The organism is Streptomyces sp. NPDC088812 (genome assembly GCF_044750285.1).
Taxonomy (GTDB): domain Bacteria; phylum Actinomycetota; class Actinomycetes; order Streptomycetales; family Streptomycetaceae; genus Streptomyces.
Window position 1 is genome coordinate 1 of record NZ_JBIVJP010000020.1, and the last position, 24427, is coordinate 24427.

The 24427-nt window shown below is 73.6% G+C and carries 20 protein-coding genes; 13 read left to right on the forward strand and 7 right to left on the reverse strand.

What is annotated here, in order from left to right:
• Positions 1-752 precede the first annotated feature (752 nt).
• From ACIP67_RS30395 to ACIP67_RS30425, 7 genes are all read left to right on the forward strand, one after another.
• Positions 753-1277 carry a 2'-5' RNA ligase family protein gene (locus tag ACIP67_RS30395; protein WP_401696096.1) on the forward strand — a complete coding sequence of 175 codons (525 nt, stop codon included), beginning with the start codon at positions 753-755 and terminating at the stop codon, positions 1275-1277.
• 443 nt (positions 1278-1720) lie between these two features.
• Positions 1721-2806 carry a hypothetical protein gene (locus ACIP67_RS30400; RefSeq protein ID WP_401696097.1) on the forward strand — a complete coding sequence of 362 codons (1086 nt, stop codon included), beginning with the start codon at positions 1721-1723 and terminating at the stop codon, positions 2804-2806.
• Positions 2807-2838: 32 nt separating this feature from the next.
• A complete protein-coding gene (locus ACIP67_RS30405) occupies positions 2839-4104 on the forward strand; it encodes an ATP-grasp domain-containing protein (RefSeq protein ID WP_401696098.1) in 1266 nt (421 codons plus the stop codon).
• A 67-nt stretch (positions 4105-4171) separates the two neighbouring features.
• Positions 4172-4402, forward strand: coding sequence for an acyl carrier protein (locus ACIP67_RS30410; protein ID WP_401696099.1), 231 nt, complete (start codon positions 4172-4174; stop codon positions 4400-4402).
• Positions 4399-5988 (forward strand): amino acid adenylation domain-containing protein, encoded by a 1590-nt coding sequence (locus ACIP67_RS30415; RefSeq protein WP_401696100.1) that lies wholly within the window; start codon positions 4399-4401, stop codon positions 5986-5988. Before ACIP67_RS30410 ends, ACIP67_RS30415 begins: the two co-directional genes overlap by 4 nt.
• Entirely contained in the window at positions 5985-10436 is a 4452-nt protein-coding gene (locus ACIP67_RS30420) for an amino acid adenylation domain-containing protein (protein ID WP_401696101.1), read from the forward strand. Before ACIP67_RS30415 ends, ACIP67_RS30420 begins: the two co-directional genes overlap by 4 nt.
• A gap of 217 nt (positions 10437-10653) precedes the next feature.
• On the forward strand, positions 10654-11217 hold the full coding sequence (locus tag ACIP67_RS30425; RefSeq protein WP_401696102.1) for a CGNR zinc finger domain-containing protein: 564 nt from the start codon (positions 10654-10656) through the stop codon (positions 11215-11217).
• Positions 11218-11586: 369 nt separating this feature from the next.
• On the opposite strand, the gene ACIP67_RS30430 is transcribed toward ACIP67_RS30425, so the two are convergent.
• On the reverse strand, positions 11587-12249 hold the full coding sequence (locus ACIP67_RS30430; RefSeq protein WP_401696103.1) for a hypothetical protein: 663 nt from the start codon (positions 12247-12249) through the stop codon (positions 11587-11589).
• 411 nt (positions 12250-12660) lie between these two features.
• Between ACIP67_RS30430 and ACIP67_RS30435 the strand changes: the two genes are divergently transcribed.
• Complete coding sequence (locus ACIP67_RS30435; protein ID WP_401696104.1) at positions 12661-14778, forward strand: BTAD domain-containing putative transcriptional regulator; 2118 nt, start codon at positions 12661-12663, stop codon at positions 14776-14778.
• 37 nt (positions 14779-14815) lie between these two features.
• Here the strand turns inward: ACIP67_RS30435 and ACIP67_RS30440 are convergent, their stop codons facing one another.
• Positions 14816-15334: a sigma-70 family RNA polymerase sigma factor gene (locus tag ACIP67_RS30440; protein ID WP_401696105.1), complete on the reverse strand. Its 519-nt coding sequence runs from the start codon at positions 15332-15334 to the stop codon at positions 14816-14818.
• Between the two features lie 653 nt (positions 15335-15987).
• On the opposite strand from ACIP67_RS30440, the gene ACIP67_RS30445 reads away from it, so the two are divergent.
• Positions 15988-16194, forward strand: coding sequence for a hypothetical protein (locus ACIP67_RS30445; RefSeq protein ID WP_401696106.1), 207 nt, complete (start codon positions 15988-15990; stop codon positions 16192-16194).
• Between the two features lie 203 nt (positions 16195-16397).
• Entirely contained in the window at positions 16398-16952 is a 555-nt protein-coding gene (locus ACIP67_RS30450; RefSeq protein ID WP_401696107.1) for a hypothetical protein, read from the forward strand.
• Between the two features lie 130 nt (positions 16953-17082).
• On the opposite strand, the gene ACIP67_RS30455 is transcribed toward ACIP67_RS30450, so the two are convergent.
• Positions 17083-17214 carry a hypothetical protein gene (locus ACIP67_RS30455; protein ID WP_401696108.1) on the reverse strand — a complete coding sequence of 44 codons (132 nt, stop codon included), beginning with the start codon at positions 17212-17214 and terminating at the stop codon, positions 17083-17085.
• Positions 17215-17782: 568 nt separating this feature from the next.
• On the opposite strand from ACIP67_RS30455, the gene ACIP67_RS30460 reads away from it, so the two are divergent.
• Positions 17783-18691, forward strand: coding sequence for an SGNH/GDSL hydrolase family protein (locus ACIP67_RS30460; RefSeq protein WP_401696109.1), 909 nt, complete (start codon positions 17783-17785; stop codon positions 18689-18691).
• Between the two features lie 351 nt (positions 18692-19042).
• Here the strand turns inward: ACIP67_RS30460 and ACIP67_RS30465 are convergent, their stop codons facing one another.
• From ACIP67_RS30465 to ACIP67_RS30475, 3 genes are all read right to left on the reverse strand, one after another.
• The gene (locus tag ACIP67_RS30465) at positions 19043-19468 is read right to left on the reverse strand and encodes an organic hydroperoxide resistance protein (protein WP_401696110.1); all 426 of its coding nucleotides are present in this window, start codon (positions 19466-19468) and stop codon (positions 19043-19045) included.
• A 213-nt stretch (positions 19469-19681) separates the two neighbouring features.
• Entirely contained in the window at positions 19682-19888 is a 207-nt protein-coding gene (locus tag ACIP67_RS30470; RefSeq protein WP_401696111.1) for an alpha/beta fold hydrolase, read from the reverse strand.
• A gap of 441 nt (positions 19889-20329) precedes the next feature.
• Positions 20330-20755, reverse strand: coding sequence for an SsgA family sporulation/cell division regulator (locus tag ACIP67_RS30475; RefSeq protein ID WP_401696112.1), 426 nt, complete (start codon positions 20753-20755; stop codon positions 20330-20332).
• 428 nt (positions 20756-21183) lie between these two features.
• Here ACIP67_RS30475 and ACIP67_RS30480 point away from each other — a divergent pair, with 428 nt between their 5' ends.
• On the forward strand, positions 21184-22155 hold the full coding sequence (locus ACIP67_RS30480) for an NAD(P)-dependent oxidoreductase (protein WP_401696113.1): 972 nt from the start codon (positions 21184-21186) through the stop codon (positions 22153-22155).
• Positions 22156-22733: 578 nt separating this feature from the next.
• Complete coding sequence (locus ACIP67_RS30485) at positions 22734-23651, forward strand: TIGR03619 family F420-dependent LLM class oxidoreductase (RefSeq protein WP_401696114.1); 918 nt, start codon at positions 22734-22736, stop codon at positions 23649-23651.
• 249 nt (positions 23652-23900) lie between these two features.
• Here the strand turns inward: ACIP67_RS30485 and ACIP67_RS30490 are convergent, their stop codons facing one another.
• Positions 23901-24389, reverse strand: coding sequence for a TetR/AcrR family transcriptional regulator (locus tag ACIP67_RS30490; RefSeq protein ID WP_401696266.1), 489 nt, complete (start codon positions 24387-24389; stop codon positions 23901-23903).
• Between the last annotated feature and the right edge of the window lie 38 nt (positions 24390-24427).

Here is a 24427-nt window from a genome sequence, read left to right on the forward strand (position 1 = left end):
CCAAAGCAATCTCGTCCGGAGTCACACACTCTCAACGCCATACCGGGCCAGCAGGACACGCAACACCAAAACCAACCTGACCAAGCACTACTAGGCAGGGCGGCGAGGGGGATGACCGTGACGTAGGCGGTGGCGGCGGGGCGGGCGGCGGGGCGGGCGGCACCGTCCACGCGGGCGGGCTGCCCGCACCGCGGCGCTGACCGTCACTGGCCTGGGTGGACGGCCTGGACGCCGGTGCCCGCGTACGCCTTCGGCGTCAGAGTGAGCAGGAACCGGCCGCTGGGATGGGCGGCCGAGGGCCGGGCGGCGTGGATGGCGTGGACGGTGGCTCAGGAGTGCCCGAAGGGCAAAGTTCGGTGGCGGTGACCGCGGCGTCGGTGTCGAACGCCTGGATACGGATGAACCGCGGCTCCTTGGCCGGGCCCGCTCGGCGTGCTCGGCCTGGGTGGGCGTGCTCTGCGCGAGATCCCCGACCAGGCTGCGGATGGTCGTTCCGCGCTCGGCCGCCGGCCGGGCGAGCCGGTCCCGCGCGGCCGTGCTCACCTTGATGCGCTCGGCGATCCCCGCCGCCCGCGCCGGTGGAAACCGCCCGGCCGCTTCAGCTGCCCGCGCAGCACCCCCGCCGCCCGACGCACCCGCTCCCACTGCGCCGCGTCCGCGCCGCCCGTCCGAGGCGGATCAAGCACTGCTCAACGGCTGATTGACCGGGACCCCGCCGGGCCGGCCGGGGACGCCGCCGGTAGGCTGCGCCGGTGCGCACGATCGAGCTGTTGCTGGACGGGGCGGCCGACCTCGCGGTCCGGGACGCCTGGCGGCGGCTCGCGGACGCGGGACTGCCCAGCCAGGCGCGCCACCGCTCACCGACCAACAGCCCGCACCTCACCCTGGCGGCCTGCCCGGAGCTGACCGCTCCGATCCGCTGGGAGCTCGCCGGGGTGGCGGCCGCCCTGCCGCTGCGGGTGCGGTTCACCGGCGTGGTCCGCTTCGAGCGGCCGTCCTCGGTGCTGGCCTGGGCGCTGGATCCGGACTACGCCCTGGCCGGCCTGCACGGGCGAGTGTGGGACGCGGTGGTTTCGGACAGTCCGCCCGGGACCCTCAACCCGCTCCATGACCCTGCGCGCTGGAAGCCGCACATCACCCTCGGCCGTTCCCGGCGGGCGGGTGCCTTCGCCGGGTGCCGGGTCGCCGGTCTGCTGCCGGCGCCGCCGCCGTCGGCCCTGCTCACCACCCTGCGCAGCTACGACACCGAGACCGGCGCGCTGGAGGTGTTCGCGTGACGTCCCGCTGAGCGGACGGCTCGGCGGGAGCCGGCCGTGCGGTGAGCGGCGCACGGGCCGGCGGGCGGCGCACGGGCCCGGCGTGCCGTGGACCGCACCGAACACCGGAGCACCGGAGCACCGGAGCGCTGGGGCACCGGAGCGCTGGGGCGCCGGTGGACGCGCGCACCTGACTCCCCGCCGTACCGCTGTCGCCGTCGCGCGTCTCGAAGACCAGTGAACCTGCGGGCCCCGCCGTCTCGTTGCCTCGGTGGAGGGCTCGGCGGGACTCGACCGTGCGGTGACCGGTTCACCGGGTCGGCGTGCCGTCGACCGCACCGAGCACTGGAGCGATAGTGAACGTACAGGACCTGTTCTCCCGTCCGGACAATCCGCCGCACCGTTCCCCCCGTGCCGCCGCACGCGCGACGCGACCCCCGTCGCGGTCACCGCTCGCGTCCTACGTGATCGAACGGTTACCCGCAGACCTGACAGCCGTCTCCCGAGGGCAGGTCACCTACGCCGAACTGGCGGCGAAACAGTGTGGCCTCCTGCGTGAGTGCGGACCGGGCGAGGACACCTTCCTCACCGACGACCCGGCCGCGGCTCACCTGGTCCAACTGGACCTGCTCTTCATGCTGAACGGGTACCTCCCCGCCGGACCGGCGGCATTCCCCCGTCCGCTGCTGGCCGCCGTCACCGACCGGTGCGCCCGGTACCCCGCGCTGGACGCGCACATGAGCTACGAACTGCTCATCGACGTCAACTGCGCGGAGTGGGAGCGCACCGGCGACATACGTGTCTTCACCGAAGGAGCGCTCGGCCTGCTGGAACGCGACTTCTACCTCGGTCACCGGTTGGCGGAGCCGTCCGTGTGGACCGCCTTCGACCGGCTGCGCTCGCTGGTGCTGGAGCCGGACTCCGAGGACCCGGCCGTCTGCCTCGAGGAAGCGCTCCGGTGCCTGGACGAGTTCCGGCTGTGCATGGCGCAGTACGGCAGGCTGCCCGCCGAGGCGTTCCAGGCGTTCCGTCCGTATCACATGGGTCATCCGGGCGGCCCGCGCGGAGCCAGCGGTGCCTTCATGCCCAGCGTGCAGTTGCTGGAGCTGGTGCTGCTGGCGCCGACTCCCCAGTACGAGGTCTTCCTCGACCACTCCCTGCCCTATTTCCCGGCCTGGTCACGGCCGTTGGTCACCGAGTGGCGCGAGAGGTCCCGAAAGGGCGACAACGTGGTCACGGCGGTCGTCGACGGCCGGCTGAAGCCGGACGAGCGCGCGGCCGGTGCTCTGCTCGCGGTCCTCGACAAGTTCACGGACTTCCGGATGGTGCATCTCAACGTCACGAGGAAGACGCTGCCGGGGGCCTTCCCGGCGGGGGTGCGGCCGACCCGCCGGACCCTCCTCGACCAGCCCGGCGAACGGGACGTCCTCGGCTCGGACGACCCGGGCACCTCGGGCTTCGACGCGCACAACGTCCTCACCAACGCCGTGCACCGGTTGCTGACCGCGCGGCGCCTCGTCTCCTCGGCCGTCGCCGCCGGCACCGACTGAACCGGGAGAGGAAAGAAAGGAGGCAGCACCGTATGCCTGACTTCCACGTCGCCGTCGTCGACGCCTTCGGTACCTCGCACCGTTACGTGGACGCCTTCGCCGCGGCGGGCGGTGCGGTGATCCACGTGCCGAGCACCCCGGAGCTGCTGCCGGGTGTCGCTCCCGTGGACCCGGCGCGGTTCAGCCGCACGCTGCGCCACGAGCCACGGCTCGACGTCCTGGCCGGTGAACTGGCGGCACTGCGTCCCCGCGCCGTGCTGCCCGGCCGGGAGTCGGGGGTGGAGCTCGCCGACGCACTGTCCGAGAGGCTGGGGCTGCCGTCCAACGGGACGGAGCTCAGCGCGGCCCGCCGCGACAAGTACCTGCAGATCGAGTGCGTCCGGGCGGCGGGCGTCCCGGCGATGCGGCAGCTGCGCACCGATGACGAGGCCGAGCTGCGGGCCTGGCACGCGGAGCTGGGCCGCGCCGTCGTCGTCAAGCCCCCGCGCGGCGCCCTCGGCCACGGCGTGACGTTCTGCGACACCCCCGAGGACTCCGCCGCGGCACTCGCCGCCCTGCGGGGCACCACGTCCGCACTGGGCGAACCGGTCACCGACGTCGTCGCCCAGGAGTACCTCGTCGGCGCCGAGTACGTCGTGAACACCGTCAGCCGGGACGGTGTGCACACCGTCACCGACGTGTGGAGCACCGACCGGATCACGGCCAACGGCGTACGGGACCTGGTCGTCGCCCAGGTCCTGCTCCGGTACCACGACGTGGCCGTCGGCGAACTGACCGGCCATGCCTTCCAGGTGCTGGACGCGCTCGGCATCCGTCACGGCCCGGCCCACCTGGAGATCAAACTGACGCCGGACGGGCCCCGTCTGGTGGAGGCCGGGGCGCGGCCGTCCGGGCTGCCGTACCTCGTGGCGGACGCCATCGGGGAGGGGCAGCTGGAGCGGGCCGTCGACGCCTACGTCCGGCCGGAGCGCTTCCACGCCCGCGCCGCGACTCCCTACCGGCGCCGGGCCGCGGTGGCCTGGGCGGCGATGGTCGCGCCCGCATCCGGCCGGCTGGTCGCCTACCGTGCACTGGAGGAGGTACGGCGGCTGGAGAGTGTGCGGGCGGTGACCGTCCTGGTCCGGCCGGGTGCCCGGATCGTGGCCACGACCTGGGACCTTCAGTACCCGGTCGTACTGAGCCTGCGTCATCCCGTCGAGGCGGTCCTCAGACGGGACCTGAACACCTTGCGGTACCTCGACGGAGCGGGCATGTACGAGATCGACACCTACGGTTCGTCCGGCCCTCCGGTTCAGTGATACATGTCTCGCGGCCTTCCTCACAAGGCCGCACCGCAGGTGTGCCGGGTGCTCTAACGTGTCTCGCGTGGAGAGTGAGATAGCTTCTGTGTGGGCCGAGATACTCGGAGTCGACCACGTGTCCCCGGAGTCCGGTTTCTACGACTTCGGCGGCACGTCGTTGCAGGCCATGCGCATCTGCGCCCGCGTCGAGCGGATCACCGGGTACGAAGTGCCGCCCGAGACGGTCTTCGCCTGCGACACCCTCCGGGACTTCGTGGCGCGGGTGCGGGCCATGGGCCCGGGAGCGGACCGGTGACGTACGGCCCGTCCGGCCCGGTGGCGTCCCGGCTCATCCACGAGGCCGTCGCGCGGCAGGCGGAACTGCGTCCCGGCGCGGCCGCCGTCGTCGGCGCGCACACCCGCCTCAGTTACCGCGGACTCGACCTGCGCGCCCGCGCCTGGGCGGACACCCTGGCCGCACTCGGCGCCGGCCCCGGCACCGTCGTCCCCGTCCTGCTGCCGCGCTCGCCCGAACTGGTGACCGCTCTGCTCGCGGTGCTCAGGTGCGGGGCGGCCTATGCCGCCCTCGATCCGCGGTGGCCCGAGGAACGCCTGGCCCGTCTGATGTCGGCGACGGCGTCCCCGGTGGTGATCGGTGACGGCCCGTCCGTCCCCGGCGTCACCCGGTGGCGTCCCCCGCCGCTGACCGCACCGCTCCCACCCCTCGGCGGCGACACGCCCGCGCCCGCGCCCGCGCCGGTGCCGGAACCGGGACCGGGACCCGCACCGCCGGACGGTGCGGCTCCCGCGATGGTCTTCTTCACCTCCGGGACCACCGGCGTCCCCAAGGGCGTGCTGTCCCCGCACCGGGCCACCACCCGGCTGTTCGGCAGCGGCGGTTTCGCCTCCTTCGGACCCGGCCGCGTCATGCTCCAGGCCGCCCCGGCCTCCTGGGACGCGTTCGCGCTGGAGGTCTGGTCCATGCTGACGACCGGCGGTACGACGGTCATCGCCGAGACCGACTACCCCATGCCCCGGACCCTGCGCGCCCTCGTCGCGCGCCACGGGGTGGACACCGTGTGGCTGACGGCCTCCCTGTTCAACCTGTTCGTCGACGAGGACCCCGGCTGTTTCACCGGTGTCGCCCAGGTCCTCACCGGAGGCGAGCGGCTCTCCGTCCGGCACGTGCGGGCGTTCCTCGCCGCCCACCCCGGCACCAGCCTCGTCAACGGCTACGGCCCCGTGGAGAGCTGCGTCTTCGCCACCACGCACCGCGTCCGACCGGACGACTGCGACCTGCCCGCCGGTATCCCCGTCGGCCGCCCGGTGCCACGGACGCGCGTGCTGGTGCTCGACGGCGACCGACCGGTGCCGACGGGCGCGACCGGCGAGATATGTGTCACCGGCGAGGGCCTGGCGCTGGGCTACCTCGGCGACCCGGACGCCACGGCAGCGGCCTTCGTGACACTGCCCGTGGACGGCGTCGGCACCCGCGTCTACCGCACGGGTGACCTCGGCTCGCTGGACCACGACGGGGTACTGCACTACCGGGGCCGCAGGGACCTGCAGGTCAAGGTCGCCGGTCACCGGCTGGAGCCCGGAGACGTCGAGGCGCACGCCCGGGAGGTGCCGGGGGTGCGGGACTGCGCCGCCGTACCCGTGGCCGGGCCGGACGGCACGTACACCACGACGGCCCTCTTCTGCACCCCCGACCCGGCCCACGGACCGGCGCCGGAGCCGGCCGCGCTGCGGGCCGCGCTGGCCCGGCGGCTGCCCGCCCCCATGGTCCCTGCGCGCGTGTTCGTCCTCGCCACGCTCCCGTACACCAGCCAGGGCAAACCCGACCGTGCCGCGCTGACCCGGGCGGCGACCCGGCAACCGACCCCAGGAGCAGCCCCGTGACACCGCAGGAACCGGCCGCGCCCGCGACCTACCCCATGTCCTTCGAGCAGGAGTCGATCTGGCTCCAGGACCAGTTCCACGAAGCGGCGGGACCCGACGGCGCGGGCCGGGCGCTGGACCACTCCCGCTACCTGGAGTCCTGGATCCACCACCTGCGCGGCCCCGTCGAGACCTACGCCGTCGAGGCGGCGCTCACCGCACTCGTGGCCCACCAGGAAGCCCTGCGCAGCAGACTGCACACCGTGGACGGCAGACCCGTGCAGACGGTGCTGCCGCCCGGGCCGGTCCCGGTCGAGGAGCGGTGGGTGACGCCCGGGGAGCTGGACGCGGCCGTACTGCGGGCCGTCACCCGGCCCGTGCCGCTGGACCGGCCGCCCCTGCTCCGTGCCACGCTGCTGCGGATCGCCGACGACGAGGCGGTGCTCGCGCTCGCCGTGCACCACGCGGTGATGGACGGCTGGAGCGCCCGGCTGCTGGACGAGCAGATCGGCGAGGGGTACCGCGCGGCCGTGGCGGGCCGGCCGCCCCGCCTGCCCGAACTGCCCCTGCAGTTCGGGCCGTACGCGCTGCGCCAGCGCGACGACGACGCGGTGCGCTCCGCCGAGCACCTGGCGTACTGGCGCACGGTCCTCACCGACGCGCCCGCCGAGTCGGCCTTCCCCGGGGACCGGCCGCGTCCCGCGCGGCCGAGCCACCTCGGCGGCGAGGTCCGCTTCGACGTCGACGGCGCGACCGGCACCGCGCTGCGCCGGCTGGCCCGTGCGGAGCGCGCCACGCCCTTCGTGGTCCTGCTCTCCGCGCTGACCGCGCTGCTGAGCCGGTTGTCCGGCCAGGACGACCTGGTCCTCGGCACCCCCGTCTCCCGCCGTACCGGCACCGAGGTCAAGTCGCTGCTGGGCTGCCTCACCGACGTCATGCCGCTGCGGCAGCGCATCGGCGCGGGGGAGACCTTCCGCGAGCTGGTCGCCGCGACGAAGGCGACCGTCTGGGACGCCGTGCGGCACCGCCACATCCCCTACGGACACCTGGTGCGGGAGTTCGCCACCGAACGCGTCCTGGGCCGGTTCCCGCTCTTCCAGGTGGTGTTCACCCTCGACGACGAGGTGGGTGACGGACTGGACCTGCCCGGTGTCACCTCCGAGCGCCGGTACCGGCACGGCGGCCGGTCCAAGTTCGACGTGTTCCTGAACCTGGTCTGCGACGGCGACGGCTACCGCGGCTTCCTGGAGTACGCCGACGACCTGTACGACGAGGAGACGGCCCGGCTCCTCGGCGACCGGTTCGCCGCTCTGCTCGCCGACGCGGTCGCCCGGCCCGACACCGCGCTCACCGCGCTCCGGACGATGCCGGCCCACGAGCGCGCCCGTACCGCCGCCTGGGCCACCGGGCCGCGTCCGCCCGCGCCACCGCCCCTGGCCCACCTCGCCGTCGGCCCGCACGCGGCCCGCACCCCGCGGCGGCCCGCGGTCGTCCACGGCACCCGTACGCTGACCTACCGGGACCTGGACGCCCGCGCCGACCGGATCGCCGCCGCCCTGACCGCGCTCGGGCACACCGGGCAGCCCGTCGGGCTGTGCGCGGACCGCTCCCTGGAGCACCCGTCCGCCGTCCTCGGCATCCTGCGTGCCGGGGCCGCCTGTCTGCCGCTGGACACGTCACAGCCCGCCGAGCGGACGGCGTTCGTCCTGCGGGACGCCGGAGCCCGTGCCGTCCTCGCCGACGCCGCCCACGCCGAGGCGCTGCGCACCGCGCATCCCGACCTGACGGTGCTCGTCCCCGGGGAACTGCCGCCCACGGCCGGGGCGGTGGCGCCGCCGGTCTCCGCCGACGCACCGGCCTACGTCCTGTACACCTCCGGTTCGACGGGCCGCCCCAAGGGCGTCGCCATGACCCACCGGGGTCTGGCCAACCTGACCGACTGGCAGCGCCGCGACGCGAGGGGCCCCGCCGCGCCCCGCACGCTGCACTTCGCGCCGCTCACCTTCGACGTCGCCTTCCAGGAGCTGTTCTCCACCTGGGCCGCGGGCGGCACCCTCGTGATCGCCGACGAGACCGCCCGCCGGGACCCGCTGCGGCTGCTGGCCCTGATCCGCGCGCAGCACGTGGAGCGCCTGGTACTGCCGTTCGTCGCCCTGCGGCAACTGGCCGAGCACGCCTGCGCCGAGGGCGAGCGGCTCGACTCGCTGCGGGAGGTCCTCACCTCCGGTGAGCAGCTGCACGTCACCCCGGCCCTGCGGCGGATGTTCGGCGAGCTGACCGGGGCCGAGCTGCAGAACCAGTACGGTCCCACCGAGACCCACGTCGTCACGTCGCTGCGGCTGGCCGGCGACCCGGCCGCCTGGCCGGACCGGCCTAGCCTGGGCCGCCCGATCGACGGCGCCCGGGTCGACGTACGCGACGGGGCGCTGAACCCGCAGCCGATCGGTGTGCCCGGCGAGATATGTGTCGCCGGGGCGCCCCTGGCACAGGGGTATGTCGGACATGCGGCGGCGCTGCCCGGCGGGTTCGTCACCGGCCCGGACGGGCAGCGGCTCTACCGCACCGGCGACATCGGGCGGCTGCTCCCGGACGGCACCGTCGACTTCCTGGGACGCGCCGACGACCAGGTGAAGATCCGCGGTCACCGGGTGGAGCCGCGGGAGGCCGAGTCGGCTCTGAGGCGGCTTCCGGGGGTGGCCGACGCGGTGGTCGTCGCCGTGCCCGGGGACACCTCCGCCGAGACCGCGCTGGCCGCGTACTACCTGCCCGCCGCGGGCGCGGAGGTCACCCCCGCGGCCGTGCGCGAGGCGTTGCGGGCCCGGCTGCCCGCTGTCTCGGTGCCCGGCCGGGTCGAGGCGGTCACCGCCTTCCCGCTCACGGCGAGCGGCAAGACCGACCGGGCCGCCCTGGCCCGCCGGTCCCCCCGGCCGGTGACCGCGTCGCCGGTCGCGGCGCCCCCCGCCGCCGGTGCGACCGTGCGCCGGGTCACCGCCCTGTGGGCGGACCTCCTCGGCCGGGACGCCGCCACGATCGGACCGGACGACGACTTCTTCCGGCTGGGCGGCGAGTCCCTGCTGGGCGCGCGGCTGATGCTGCGGCTGCGGGAGGAGTGCGGAGTGCGGCTGGGGCTCGACGCGGTCTACGGTGCGCCGACCGTCGCGGGCCTGGCGAAGCTGGTCGACGCCGGCGCCGGCGCCACCCCCGGCGCCACCGCCGACGCCCGGCACCCGGCCGCGACCACGAGCACGGTGGCCGAACCGCGGCTGGCCGAGGACATCGTCCCCGCCCCCGCCGCGCCGACGGCCGCCGGGCCCGCGCACGTCCTGCTGACCGGCGCCACCGGTTTTCTCGGTGCCTACGTCCTGCGGGAGTTGCTGCGGCGTACCGACGCCACCGTCCACTGCCTGGTCCGTGCCCGGGACGACGGCCACGCGCGGCGCCGGCTGCTGGAGGCGGCCGACCGGTACGGCGTGCGGGACGCCGTCGACGGGGTCCGTACCGCCGCCGTCGCCGGGGATCTCGCCCGCCCCGGGCTGGGTCTCGGCCCGGCGCGGTACGACGCCCTGGCCGGGCAGGTCGACGCCGTGTACCACTGCGGGGCGTCGGTCAACCTGGCCCTGCCGTACGCCGAACTCGCGGCGGTGAACGTGTCCGGCACCGAGGAGGTGCTGCGGCTGGCCGCGCGTCACCGTGCCGTTCCCGTGCACCACGTCTCCACCGTGGGTGTGTTCTCCGGTCCGCGCCTCCTGGGCCGCGCCGTGTCGGCGGAGGAGCCCCTGCCGCCCGTGGACGGGCTGCGCCACGGGTACGCGCAGAGCAAGTGGGCGGCCGAGAGCCTGGTCCACCAGGCCCGCCTGCGGGGGCTGCCCGTGACGGTGCACCGCCCCACCCGGATCAGCGGTGACAGCCGTACGGGGATCTGCCAGCCGGCCGACTTCCTGTGGCTGCTCCTCAAGGGCTGCCTCGAGGCCGGCTGTTACCCGGCCGACGCGGGCATCGGCTTCGACCTGGTTCCCGTCGACTACGTCAGTGCCGCGATCGTCGCCCTCTCCCTCGCGCCGTCACGTGCCCCGGCGTTCCATCTCGCCCACGGAACGGAGGTTCCCCTGACCCGGCTGGCCGGCTGGCTGGCCGGCCTGGGCTACGGGCTGACTCCGGTGACGCTCGGCGAATGGACCGCGACCGTCGAGAAGGACCCCCGCAACGCGGCGTTCCCGCTGCTCGCGGTCATGGCCCCGGAGATGGTCGGCACCTCGAGCGCCGCCCTGCGCTTCGACGGCGACGCCGCGCGCGGTGCGGCACGGGCGCACGGCGTCGCGCTGCGTGCGATGGACGAGGAGGTCTTCGAACGGCATGTGCACCAGTTCACCCGCACGGGTTTCCTGCCGGCGCCGACACGCCGAGCCGGTGGCGCCGACGAGCAGACGCCCACCGAGGGTGGACGGGGTGTCGCCCCTGTGACGAGCTGATGTGCCGTCAGTGAGAAACATATGATCCCCTGCCGTCGTGGCATGAACATATGGCGCGGAGCCGGTCGTCCGGCTCTCCCTCGCACTTCGAGGACGGAACCGACGCGAACGACTTCCACCCCGGCCGCGGGCGCCGGGCGGACCCCTCACCACGGGCACCGTCCAGAACGGTGACGAGTTGTTGCCTCCCCTCACTGTCACCTGTCAGAATAGTGACGTGAACCTCAACCATGTCTTCGTCTGCGGACACCCGGCGCTCGACTTCGCGGCCACCCTGCGGGCCCGGCGCTCGACCCGCTTCGAGATGTTCGTGGCCCCGGACCGGCTCAACGCCTGGTACCTGGAGTCCGGGCTCGTGGACACGATCACTCCCGGCGAGGAGGACGACGTCCGGGCGGCGGTCACCGTGCGCGAGGCCGTCTACCGGCTGATCACCGACCGCCGGCTCGGCGAGGAGTTCGACCGGGAGGCGCTCGCCGTGCTCAACGGCGCCGCGCGCGAGCTTCCCGTGACGCCCCAGCTCACCCCCGCGGGCCGGCACATCGAGGCGACGCCCGCGCAGGCCCTGGCCACCGTCGCCCGGCAGGCGGTCGAGCTGCTCAGCGGCCCGGACGTGCCCCTGCTGAAGGAGTGCGGCAACCCCGAGTGCACACGGGTCTACATCGACCGGTCCCGGGGCATGCGGCGCCAGTGGTGCGGCATGGAGTCCTGCGGCAACAAGTACAAGGCCGCCGCCTACCGGGCCCGCAAGAAGACCGCGGCGGCGGGCGCCGCGAGCTGACGGAGGCCCCGGTCGGGCCGCGTCGCCGCGGCACGTGTCGCGCGGGAAGCCCTCGACCGTGCCGTGGGACGGCCGCGTCCCGGCGGGGTTCCGGCACACCGTGAGCGACACGCCGGGGACCCGGCCGCGAGTCCGCAGCCGGTCACAGGGGAGCACGCCGGCGGCCCACGAGGGGGGACTCGGACCGCCGGCGCGGGAAGGGCCCCGGCCCGGCCACCCGAGGTGACCGGACTTCGCAAGCCCGTTCCGGCCCCGCTGTCCGCGTGCACCACCGCGGGGCCTCCGCATGGTGAACGTGGCGGCTGGGGCGAAAGGTTCACGGCGTTCGACGATGTGGCCCGGAGGGGAGAGAAGAGCATGGGCCGTCGCTCAGAAGTACAGGGCCCGGTGACTGCGGTACGCGAAGTCGTCGCCCGCGCTGAGGATGGTCACGATGTCCTCGCAGTAGCGCCGGTACTCCCTCTCCTGCTCCCGCCGCAGGGTGACGGAGCCCGCCGTGGCCCGGAGCGCGAGGTGTCTCAGCTCGGCCAGCAGCCGCCGGGGCGCAGGCAGCAGCAGTACCTCCAGGACCCGGCGGAAGACATCGGTGAGCGGTCCCTCCCGCTCCGGCGGCCCGGTCCGCTCCTCGACCCACGCGGCGTCGGCGCACCCCTCGGTGCGCGGCCGGCCCGGCCGCACGAGAGGGGCCCGGTCGTACCCGGCGAACAGTTCGAGGCAGGCCGTCAGGTGCCCCAGGTCGGCCGCCGTCACCTCGATCGGGTGCAGGCTCGTCAACGGGGCGCCGCCCTCGCTCAGCAGCACGTGTCCGGCCCCCTCGCCCCGCGCGGGGCCGGCCGGTCCGCCCGCCGGGTGCCACTCGGACCACAGCGGCAGCTTCAGCAGGATCTGCACCCAACTGTCGTAGGCATCCGCGATGATCCGCCCGTCGTCGCAGTCCACACCGGCGCTGTGGAGCTGGTACAGACGGCGGAGCAGCGGCTCTTCGAGGCTCTGGAACTTCGCGAAGAACACGGGGTCGTCGGGAACCAGCACGTACAAGGAACTCCTCCTCTCACCAGCGGGACGCCCCGTGACGGCACCGTCTCGGCATTTCGGCACACGTGTCGCCTGTCAAAGAAGCACCTTCTGACTCCCTCACCGATCTCCGACCGCTCCCCGACCCCTCAGACGATACCGGGCATGTGCACACCTCGTGCAGACCGTGCACCTTCTTCGCACACCCGTCCTCGCACACCTTCCCCCAATACGGTGTGTCCTGCTGTCGCAGGAGCCGCGACATGTCCGAAAATCTCTCGATGCAGACATGCATCTCCCTCTGCCCGGAGCGGACGACTCCCCGGAGCGGACGACTCCCCGGAACGACAGACACACATGTCACGAGGGAAACCGACCGGAGACACGACCGACGGGCACGACACGAGAAATGGTGAGGCCGGCCGCGAGATGGACGCGACAGTGCGCTACTCGATCCTCGGCACCGTGCGCGCGCTGCGCGGGGACACCGAGATGGATCTGGGACCACCGAAGCGGATGACCCTGCTCGCCCTGCTGCTGTTGCGCGCCCCCGGCCCGCTCCCGCTGAGCGAGGCGGTGGACATCCTCTGGGACGACGAACCGCCGCCCAGCGCCGCCAATGTGGTGCACCGGCACATCGGCGCGCTCCGCAGGACGCTGGAACCGGACCTGCGCAGCAGATCACAGGCGGTACACCTGGTACGCGCCACGGACGGGTACCGGCTGCTGGCCGACACCTCCACCTCCGACCTGCTGTGCTTCCGTGAGCTGCGGGCACGGGCGCAGCTCGCGCTCCAGGGCGGTGCGCCGGCCCAGGCCGCGCAGGACTTCATGGCGGCGCTGCGGCTGTGGCGCGGCCCCGTGGTCGCGGCCGGCACGCACGTCGCCCGGCATCCGGTGTTCACCTCGGTCGGGCACGAGTACGTCGCGACGGTGAAGGAGGCTGCCGACGCGGTCCTCACCGCGGAGCCCACCCTGGTCGAGGAGGCCCTCGCGGCGCTCCGGCGCGCCGTGGAGTGCCACCCGTTCGACGAGGCCCTGCACTGCCGGATCATCGCCGCGCTGGCCGCCACCGGCCGGCAGGCGCAGGCACTGGAGCAGTTCGAGGGCATCCGCCGGGGGCTGGCCGAGGAACTCGGCGTCGAACCCGGGCCCGAACTACGCGCCGTCCGGCAGCGTCTGCTCCAGCGCAAGGTCACCGGCGCCCCGCACCCGCAGCCGCGGCCGCCGGTGGGGGCCGGCGGCCCGGCCCGGCTCCCCGCGGACTGCGCGTCCTTCGCCGGCCGGCTGCCCTACCTGAGCCAGTGCCTGGAACTGCTCCCGCTGGAGGGAGAGTGCCGGCCGCCCACGACGACCGCCGTCCTGAGCGGCATGGCGGGCATCGGGAAGACCACGCTGGCCGTCCACTGGGCCCACATGGCCGCCGACCACTTCCCCGACGGCCAGGTCTACGTCGACCTGCGGGGCCACCACCCGTCGCAGCCGCCGCTCGCTCCGGAGGCGGCGATCGCCGAGGTCCTCGACGTCCTGCAGCCGGAGAACGGCCGTGCGCACCCGGCGGCCGCCGGTCCGGGCTCCGCCTACCGCGATGCCCTGGCCGGGCGCCGGCTGCTGATCGTCCTGGACGACGCGGCCGACTGCGAGCAGGTACGGCCGCTGCTGCCGGCGGCCCCGGGCTGCCTGGCGGTGGTGACCAGCCGACGACGGCTGGAGGGGCTGGCCGTGACCGACGGCGCCCGGCTCATCACCCTGGAGCCCATGACCCGCGAGGAGGGACGGGAACTGCTCGACCGGCGGCTGGGCACTGACCGCACCCGTGCCGAGCACACCGCCGCCGAGGAGCTCGTGGAGCTGTGCGGAGGGCTGCCGCTGGCCCTGGCGGTCGCCGCCGCCCGCGCGCTCACGCGGCCCCGCCTCCCCCTGTCCTCGCTCACGGCCGCGCTCCAGGACCCCGCCGACCGTCTCGACGTCCTCGCCAGCCGGGACGCCCGCACCGACGCCCGTGACGTCTTCCACCGCTCGTACGCCTCCCTGAGCGACGGCGCCGCGCGGCTGTTCCGGCTGCTCGGCCTGCACCCGTCGCGGGACCTCACCGTGCCGGCCGCCGCCAGCCTGGCCGGCACCGACCCGCGCCGGACCCGGCAGGACCTGGCCGAGCTGACGGACCACCACCTGCTCGTCGAGCTGGTCGCCGGCCGGTACACCTGCCACGACCTGCTGCGCGCCTACGCGGTCGAGCTGAGCCGGGTCCTGGACCCGCCGGCCGTACGGTCCGAAGCGCTGGCGCGCATGGTCGAGCACTATCTGCACAGCGCCGAGGCGGCGACGGCTCTCCTGGCCCCCCACCGCGGCAGCGTGGTGCTGCCGCCGCCGCGGGCGGGCGTCGTCCCGCGGCGGTTCACCGGCCGGGCGGACGCCGCCGAGTGGATCGTGGCGGAGCAGCACCTGCTGCCGGAACTGGCCGACGCGCTCGGTCACTCCCCACGGGGCGAGGAGTTCCGCCGACAGCTCACCTCGGCCCTGGAGATGTGCGTCACGCCCCGCTGAGGGCCGCGGCCCGGCGTCCGGAGCCGGACGCCGGGGCTCAGGCGGCCTCGGGCCGGGCGACCGCGCGCAGCTTGCGCAGCGCGTTGTGCTGGCGGCTCTTGACGGTGCCCGCCGGCACTCCGAGGATGCCGGCGGTCTCCTTGATGCTGCGGTCGCACAGGTACAGGTGGACCAGGACCGCGCGGTGTTCGGGCGAGAGCCGGCGCAGCAGCGGTCTGGTCACCAGGGCGTCGTGCACCGCCTCGGTGCCGTCGGTGCCGGAGACGGGGTCGTTGTAGGTGCCCCCGACGGCCTCCTTGCGGGCGTGGGGTTTGCGCACCCAGTCGATGACCAGGTGCCGGGTGACGGTGAAGAGCCAGCCTCGCACGGAGCCCTCCATGCCGAGCAGTCGGTCGATGTTGCGCCAGGCCCGGATGACGGTCTCCTGCACGATGTCCTCGGCGAGCCCGTGATCGCCCAGCATCTTCTCGGCGTACGAGACGAGACCGTCCCGGTGTTCCCTCATGATCGTGCCGAGCAGTTCGGACCGGGACGCAGCCGTGAGGGGCGTAGCCATAGTGTTCTGAACCATCCTGGTTCTCAGTCATGCGGCGACCGGGGGCCGGATGTAACCCCCGCACTGGCACTGTAGGTGTTTTCGAGTGCCAGAAAACTGCCGTATGTGTGTCGCCGGGGGTGCCGTCTGCTCGACCGGCGGACACATGTGAGGTGTCGTCGCCCGGCACGACCCGCCACAACCCGTCTGAGCAGGCATTTCAATATCCACGCCACGGATGCCCGCCCTTTACGAATCCTGAACGAGGGCGACGCGTGAGGGGTAAGTCACTACCCGCCGAGCCGCCTTGACCTCACCCGAGGTGTGAGCTGTCGGACACCACACCTGTTCTTGTGAAGAGCAAGATACATGTGATGATGTGCGCCCACCGTCGCCGGCACCGCACGGCCGTCGCCCCTGGATCGGCACCCGCACCCATGGCGCTGCGGTCCCTGGACCAGCTCCGGCAGGCCGGGCTGAGGACGATGGACAGGCCGGCAGGGAGACGTCCGGAGACGGTCCTCGCATGCGGATGCGAGACCCCGTGGTCTCACAGCACATACATATTTACTTCCAGCTCACACGTGACACTATGAGGATGCGTCATCGGAAGCCCGGTGGCAGGGTCGTGACCGCCTCGGGTTCCGACCGGCGACGGGAGGAGCCGCACGACCATGCCCGACATCCTGAGCGACGGCGCCGTCGTCCGCGCCGGAAGCGACGTTCACTCGGTGACCGGCGGCAACACCGACCGGGTGATCGTCGAGGAGGGTGCCGTCCGCGCCCACGGCCCGCGAGCGCGCCGTCAGCCACACCTGACGCAGCGGGGCGCGACCGTCGCCCCACGGTTCGGCGGCACACTTACCGGGCAGTCTGTGTGAGGGGAAACGATCGCGGCAGTCGTTCGCGCAGGCGCGAACGGCCACAAAAGGTGGTCACTCCCCGCGCACTCGGCGGCACATCGACGCTTATTGTGAAGGGTGAACATGCCCGGCGTACCGTCTGGCGTCGACACTTATCTGCACAGGGCCCACACCGTGGGTACCATGCGCAGCGAGATCCATATCGAGGGAGTGAAACGGTTGTGACCAGCCAGTCAACCGCCACCCTCCGGTCGCGCTTGGTCGATCAAGCCGCGTCGGACCTGGAGGAGAACCGCCGCCGACAGCGGGAACTGACGCAGGAGATGACGGTGTTGCAGCAGGAGGAGGCCCTGCTGACGGACATCCTGAACCTCGCCCAGCGGTACGAGGGCTTCGCGGACCCGTCCCGGCTGCCCGAGCAGTCGCAGGACGAGCCCGTCGTCACGAAGGCGAAGCGGGCCGGCGCGGACAGTGCGCGGCGCTCGGGCTCGGCCGGGACCGCCACGGCGGACGACCGTGCGGCGGCCGGTGCGAAGGGGAAGTCGCGCCGGCCCCTGCTCGGTGACCTGCTGCTGGAGCTGCTCGGCCGGCACGACGGGCCGCGTCTGGCGAAGGAGCTCCGCGACGAGCTGCTGGAGAAGCACCCGGACCGCAACCCGACACCGCAGGTGGTGCGGAACACCTTGGAGTCCTTGGTGGCCAAGGGACGCATCCAGCGTCACAAGCAGCAGCGTTCCGTCATGTACACCCTCACCTCGTCGGAGGCGGAGGACTGACCCACCACGCCCTTCCCGCGCGACGGCTCCCCGTGGCCGGCCGCGGGTGTGTGACACGGTCCACCACGGGGGCGAGTGAAGGTGTTGCCTCCAGCCAGCAGGGAGCAGCAGGACGACGGGCGGCGGACACCTACAGGACCATGTCCGCCGGGTGGGCCACCTGATCGACGTCGTCCACGGCCGGGTTGAGCACGAGTTCGTCCACGCCCAGGTCCTCGTGGGCCCGGACAGTCGCGCGTACGGCCCCCGCTCGCCCGCTCACCTCCTCGGCCCGCCCGCGGGCCCCTCCTGCCCTGCGGGCAGGCAGTAGCCGCGCCTCCCGGGTTCCGACGGGCACGGGCGGGCTGCCGCAGCCGGGCGGGGTCTCGCCGCGCCGGGCGCCGCGGCAGGTCTCGACGCCCCGGTCCGGTCGCTTGCCGGTGCCGCGCGGGCCCGGGCCGCCCCGGCCTCTTCCGCCACCCGGCGCGCATCTCCTCCTGCCGGTACGTCCGGGGCAAGGCGTGCGCCCGGACCACCCAGCCGTCCCAGGGCGTTGACCACGGCGTCGGCCACCTCGGCGTCGCGCGGGCCGCGGCGCCGCAGCCGGTGGCCGACAATCTCGGGGGGCGGGCCACCGGACGAGGTGACCGATTCGTTACCGCAGTCGCGGGCCCATTCCCGGTTCCGGATACGTGTGAAGGGTGAGACCCTCCGTCCGTCATCGTTGGTGCCGCGTGCCGCGTGCCGCGTGCCGCGTGCCGCGTGCCGCGTGCCGCGTGCCGCGTGCCGCGTGCCGCGTGCCGCGTGCTCCGGGCGGAGGCATCGAGACCTCGATCACGGAAGGACACATCTTGAGAAGACTCCTCCCCGCCTCCCGCGCCGGACGCGCGCTCACGGTGGGTGCCGCACTGCTCTGCACCGGAGCGGCCCTCGCCCCGGCCGGCTCGGCGGCGGCAAGCACGACCACGGCGAGCCGGCACGCGGTGGACTACGTCGCCCTCGGCGACTCGTACGCCTCCGCGCCGCTCGTTCCCACCCAGGTGGATCCGGCCTGTCTGCGCTCCGACCAGAACTACGCCTCGCTCGTGGCGCGTTCACGGTCCGCCTCGCTGACGGACGTCACCTGCTCCGGGGCCACCACCGCCGACATGACGGCCCCGCAGACCGATGGTGTGCCGGCCCAGCTCGACGCCCTGGACCGGGGCACCGACCTGGTCACCGTCACCATCGGTGGCAATGACATCGGCTTCTCCACCGTGCTGGGCACCTGCGCCCGGCTCACCTCGGGCGACCCGACGGGCACCCCGTGCCAGAGCCACTTCGCGGGCTCCGGCGACGACCTGATCACGCAGGCCATCGCGGTGACCGGCCCGAAGGTCGCCGAGGTGCTGCGCGGCATCCACCGCCGTGCGCCGCACGCCGAGGTCGTGGTGGTCGGCTACCCCGATCTCTTCCCGGACGACGGCGTGGGCTGCACCAGCAGGACGGTGCCGCTCGCCATGGGCGACTTCGCCTGGCTCCGCGACAAGGAGAAGGAGCTGAACGCGATGCTGGCCCGTCAGGCGCGGCAGGGCGGAGCGCGGTACGTGAACACGTACGCGCCGACCGTCGGCCACGACCTGTGCAAGCCGGCCGGCGAGCGCTGGATCGAGACGTTCGCGCCCGAGACGCCGGCCGCGCCGGTGCACCCCAACGCCACGGGCGAGGGCGCGATGGCCGGTGCCGTGCAGGCGGCCCTCGCACGTCACGGCCGCCACTGACGCCTCGGCGTGGTGGCCGCGGCCGATCCGGGCCGCCCGGCTCGATGCGGCCCGTTCGTCGTCAGAGAAAACTCGACGCGGACGGGCCGTGTCCTCCGAGCACCACGCTCTCCGCCCAGTCCCGGACCCGGACATCGGCGGGCCGGTCCGGCCACGCCTCGGTGTCCGCGGACTCCGGAGCCTTTCGGGCGCGTTCATCGGCGACGGTGGCGGTGCGACCGAGGGCCGAGCGACGACGGATGCGTACACCTGGGTATGTCCTGGACGTCATGAGCTGTCCTCGCTCACCGGTGAGCGGCCTGGGCCGACGGGAACTGGAAGAGGATGCGGACCCCGCGTGGGTGGGGCGGGTCAGGCGGCGACGGCGTTGAGGGTGACGGGCAAGTTGCCGCGGGTGGCCTTGGAGTACGGGCAGATCCGGTGCGCGGCCTCGGCGAGCTGCTGCGCGGTGGCCTGGTCGACGCCGCCGAGGACGGGGTTGAGGACCGCGGAGAGGGAGAACTCGCCGTCGTCGCCGTGGGTGAGGGTGATCTCGGCCGTGATGGTGGTGCTGGTCAGCCGGATCTTGCGCTCAGCCGCGGCACGGCGCAGGGCGCCGAGGAAACATGCGGCCCACCCGGCCGCCAGGAGCTGCTCGGGATTGGTCGAACCGCCCGCGCCGCCCAGCTCCTTGGGGATCGCGAGGCTGGTCTCCAGCAGACCGTCGGAGGAGAGGACGTAGCCGCCGTTGCGGCCTTCCCCCTCGACGTCGACAACGGCGGTGTAGGTGACTGCCATGACTGTGCTCCCCATCCGAGTCAAATGGTATGAAACACCTCCCGTCCGGCACTCTGATGCGTATGTCGTCACCGGTTGAGGAGGTGACGCAATCATGGCAGCCGCTCGCGTCACCCGTCAAGGTGGTGACTGAAGGCCGTGTCACCGGAAACCCCGCGCGGAGTTCATGTGCGTCGGCCCCGGCCGGAGCCGACGCACATGAGGAGAGCGGTCCTATGCGGCGTCGTGCCCGGAGACGGCGGTGTCGAGGACGAACCGGCGGACCCCGTCCGTGAACAGCCCGGGTTCCTCCACGTGTCCCATGTGCCCGCTGTGCTCGAGGACCAGCAAGCGCGAACCGGGGATCAGTTCGTACAGTTCCAGGCCCCAGCGCGGGCCGCAGATCACGTCGTGCCGTCCCACGATCACCAGTGCGGGCACGGCCAGCTCCTTCAGCGCGGCACGGTCGTCGAAGACGTCGGGGGCGCCGTCCTCGTCCAGGCCCGAGATGTGAACGGCCCGGAACCGCGTCCCGGAAGGGGGCGTACCGCTCCTCGTCGTTCCAGAAGCCGGCGATGTAGGACGGGAGGACGCCCTTGGCCACCGCCTCGGTCTGTTCGTCGTCGGACAGCTCGGACATCGCGCCGAACGCGGCCAGCACCCCGGGCAGCCCCGGGTGGCCGGCGTGCCGCGCCGCGAACGCCTCCACCCTGCGGCCCGCCTCCGCCCCGTGCTCCGGGCCGGTGACGGGCGCGCACGGCACGCGGCACGCGGCACGCGGCACGAACCGGGGGCGGCGGGCCGGCTGGTGGAGCGGCGGCCGTGCGACGCGCGCCGGCAGCTCGGGGCACGGACCGGCACGGCCGTCGGACGCGGTGACTCTCAGTCGTGCTGGGCCTCGCGGGCGGGAAGCAGGCCGGCGGTGGCGACGTCCCAGTCGATCCCGGCCAGCTCCTGCCCGGCGGGCACCAGTTCGTAGGTGCGCTCCAGCCACGCGGCCAGCGGTTCCACCGGCAGCTCGAACAGCGCGGCCATGTCGCCCGAACACAGCTGGAGCCAGGACGTGGCCCGCTCTCCCGGGCGCGACGGCCACATCCGGATGTCGCCGAGGCCGCTCACCGAGTACAGGCCCTGCTGGAGGAGATCCCGGCCGATCCGCCACCGCACTCTCGGGCCGCCCTCGACCAGCAGATCCACGCAGACGACCAGAGGAGACCGGGGGCTGAACCGGAACTCCGCCCTGACCGCCTGCCGGACGGAGACCTCCAGCACGCGTTCGATGTCCAGGCTCAGCGCGAGGCGGCTCATGTCGGGTCGGTCCTTCCCATCGGCGGATGTTCGCAGGCTCCACTCTGGCCACTGCCGGGGTGACGTACATAGGTAAGTTGACCGTCCGGCTGCACCGGCGATGACGGTGATCGGCACCACGTCCGGCCGGTTTGCGGGCTGTTGTCCGTCTTGACGACGTGCGGGGCGGCCGCGGGGACACGGACAGTCAGTCATTCGACTGTCGTCCGCGGCGGACCGCCGGTGCGTGGCCGCGGTGGCCATCACGGCCGCCGCCCCGGTCGGCGAGGCCCCCTGCCCGGTAGAGCACCACGTCCAGGACGTCGGCCGAAGGTTCAAACGTATGAGTGAGTAGGCTCACATGAACCAGCGGTCGTCACACATCCGTCCATTCCAGTGAGTGAACGAGTCACACGTCGCCCTGGGCGGCGGGAAGAAGTTGAGGCACGATGAAGGACCGCAAGACCGTCTGGCTTCCCTACCGGCCGGGCCAGATCCCCGGACTGCCCGAGGGACTGTCGTACGCCACCTGGGACGGCACCGACAGGCTGCCCGGCGACCCCGCCGACGTCGGCCTCCTCGTGGCACCGCCCGTGACCGGCGCCGAACGTCTGCTCGGCCCCGTACTGCCGCGGATGCGCGGCCTCGAAGTGGTCCAGCTCCTCGACTCCGGCTACGACCACATGCTGCCGCTGGCGGACGCGCTGCCCGCCGGGACCCGGCTGGCCACCGGCCGTGGCGTGCACCGCGACGCCCCCGCCGAACGGGCGATCACGCTGCTGCTGTCCCTGTGCCGGGGCCTCGACCGGTTCACGGCCGAACAGGCGGCGGACAGGGGGCGGCCCGAGTTCCGCTCCACGCTGGTCGGCGAACGCGTCCTGGTCATCGGCTACGGCGCCGTCAGCGCGGTCGTCGCCGCCCGGCTCGGCGCGTTCCGGTGCGAGACGGTCCTGGTGGCCCGCACGGCACGCACCACCCCGGCGGGGCGGGTGCACGGATCGGCGGAGCTGCCCGCGCTGCTGCCCACGGCTGCGGCGGTGGTGGTGTGCGCGCCGCTGACCGACGACACCCGCCTCATGTTCGACGCGGACGCCCTGGCGCTGCTGAGGGACGGGGCGATGCTGGTCAACGTCGCCCGCGGGGACCTCGTCGACACCGACGCGCTGGTCCGCCGGGTACGGGCAGGCAAGCTGCGGGCCGCCCTCGACGCCACCGATCCCGATCCCCTGCCCTTCGACCACCCCCTGCGGCACCTGCCCGGCGCGCTGATCACCCCGCACGTGGCGGCGTCGACCGACGCGTGCGGCACGATCAGCGCGGACTTCCTGCGGCGGCAGCTGAACCGCTACCGGCGCGGCGAGGAACTGCAGAACGTCGTCCTGACGACGACTCCGGGCGCCCGGGGCGGACGGGCCGCCTAGGCCCTGCCGTTCGGCTCACGCCGCCGACGCGGGGGGCCGGCGCGCTGAAGGGCCGTTCCCGGACCGTGGACTCGTTCCCGGACCGTGGACTCGTTCCCGGACCGTGGACCCGTTCCTGCCGGACCTTCGTGGCCGGCCGGGCAGGAACGGGCGGGGCTCCGCCGCCGTCGCCGTGGCGGCTGGAGCCCCTCACCAGGACAACGTCGTCACCCTGCCGTCGGGTTCACACCTCCGTCGTGGGAACCTGAGACACCCTTCATGACATGCCGTGCGGCGAGAAACATACGACCCGGTGCCAGGAAGGTTTCGAACGCCTCCTAAAGTGTGCGCATGACCCAGCACCGCGGGGACCTCGTCCTTGACGTCGGTGGTGGGCTGACGACCTCCCTGCCGCCCGCCGCGCCGGCCTTGGTCGAGCGCGCGGGACCGCGACGCCTTGGTGCTGCCGGCGCTTTCGCCACCGAGCACGCCGTGGACCCCGCCCGGACGGTCGCCGCCCCGGAGGAACCCGGCGGACCTGCCGGGCACATTGCCGACCGGCAGGGAACCGGACCGGAACACCAAATGAGGAGACACCCGTGAAACTCGGCCTGGCCCTGCCGACCTTCGGTCCAGACGCACACCCGGAAGGCATCCTGACGGTGTGCCGCACCGCGGAGGAGACGGGGTACGACTCCCTGTGGACGGGCGACCGGGTCCTCGCCCCGCTCGTCCCCGGAGCGCCCTACCCGAGCGGCGACGGCCAGATGCCGCGCGCCTACGAGAACCACATGGACCCGCTGGTCGCCCTGACGTTCGCCGCGTCCCACACGACCCGCGTCCACCTGGGTACCAGCACGCTCAACGGCCTGTGGCAGCCACCGCTCATGCTGGCCCGTTCGCTGACCACCCTGGACCTGCTCAGCCGGGGCCGCCTGACCGTGGGCCTCGGACTGGGCTGGATGCCCGACGAGTACACCGCGGTCTCCGTACCGTGGAAGGGCCGGGGCGCCCGGCTCGACGAGACGCTCCAGGTCCTGCGGGAGTACTGGGCCAACGATGTTTTCTCCCACGAGGGACCGCTGTTCACCATCCCGGAGACGGTGGTGGGCCTCAAGCCGTGCCGGCGGCCCGGACCGCCGCTGCTGCTCGCGGCGTTCACGCCCCGCGGGCTGCGGCGGATCGGCCGACGGCTCGACGGCTGGCTGCCCGTGGCGCTGCCGCTGCCCCGGCTCCTCGGCATGTGGGACGTGGTGCTGAAGGAGGCGGCCGAGGCGGACCGTGACCCGTCCGCCCTGCGCATGGCGCTGCGCGTCAACCCGGAGCTGACGGATGTGCGGACCGACGCCGCGCGGATGCCCTGGGCGGGCACGCTCGGGCAGTACGTCGACTACGCGCGGGCCGCCGCCGAGGCGGGCGTCCACGAACTGTTCGTGGACTTCGGGCAGACCCCCGCGACCCTGTCCGAACGGGTCGACCTGGCCGGCCGTTTCATCGAGGGCGTCCGCCGCGGCTGACCGGCCTGCGGGGGCGACCACTGCGGGCCACGATGAGGATCATCAGTTCGCGTGAGCGCGCCGGGAGCCGCAGCGAGGTGTTCGGCACCCGGGCGAGCCGACGGACGCCGTCACGGCGCCCGACGCGTGGGACGGCATCCGGATCATGGGGCCGGGACCCGACCGCGCAGGGCGGTTGCCATGCCGGCGGAGCCCTGACGGGTCAGGGTCCGGCCGTCGCTGCGGCGGGTGCACGCCGGGGCCCTCGCGTCAGGGGGCGCCGATGCCGTGCAGCAACGTGTCGACGACGACGTCCGCCGCTCGGGCCGGGCTCAGGCCGGGCAGCTGCCGGGAGACCAGGTGCATGAGCTGGGGCAGCAGGGCGCTCACCCATCCCTCGGGGAGGCCGGGGCGCAGGAACCCTTCGGCGGTGGCGCGGTCGAGGAAGACGTCGACCTCGTGGGCGGAGGCGTCACGGCGGGCGCGCACCTCGTCGTCGGCGAGCATGCGGGTGAGGTCGACCGGCCAGGTGCGGTTGACCGCGATGATGTTCTCGACGTAGCGGTGCAGGGCGACGGGGACGGGTGCCTCGCGCAGCCGGGCGTCCTCGATGGCCTTCTCGATGGCCGCCAGGCGGGACGCGTGGATCGCGGCGAGCAGGTCCTCGCGGGAGGCGAAGCGCCGGTAGACGGTACGCCGGTCCACACCCGCCTCGGCGGCGATGCTCGCGATGCTCGCGCCGGGGTCGGCGGCGAGCATGCGCGCTCCGGTGGTCAGGACGGCTTCGAGATTACGTG

What these genes read in the sequence shown, in the direction of transcription:
- ACIP67_RS30405 (WP_401696098.1), top strand. Translation starts at nt 2,839, where the DNA reads ATGCCTGACTTCCACGTCGCCGTCGTCGACGCCTTCGGTACCTCGCAC.
- ACIP67_RS30435 (WP_401696104.1), top strand. Translation starts at nt 12,661, where the DNA reads ATGGACGCGACAGTGCGCTACTCGATCCTCGGCACCGTGCGCGCGCTG.
- ACIP67_RS30440 (WP_401696105.1), bottom strand. Translation starts at nt 15,334, where the DNA reads ATGGCTACGCCCCTCACGGCTGCGTCCCGGTCCGAACTGCTCGGCACG.
- ACIP67_RS30445 (WP_401696106.1), top strand. Translation starts at nt 15,988, where the DNA reads ATGCCCGACATCCTGAGCGACGGCGCCGTCGTCCGCGCCGGAAGCGAC.
- ACIP67_RS30465 (WP_401696110.1), bottom strand. Translation starts at nt 19,468, where the DNA reads ATGGCAGTCACCTACACCGCCGTTGTCGACGTCGAGGGGGAAGGCCGC.
- ACIP67_RS30475 (WP_401696112.1), bottom strand. Translation starts at nt 20,755, where the DNA reads ATGAGCCGCCTCGCGCTGAGCCTGGACATCGAACGCGTGCTGGAGGTC.
- ACIP67_RS30480 (WP_401696113.1), top strand. Translation starts at nt 21,184, where the DNA reads ATGAAGGACCGCAAGACCGTCTGGCTTCCCTACCGGCCGGGCCAGATC.
- ACIP67_RS30490 (WP_401696266.1), bottom strand. Translation starts at nt 24,389, where the DNA reads ATGCTCGCCGCCGACCCCGGCGCGAGCATCGCGAGCATCGCCGCCGAG.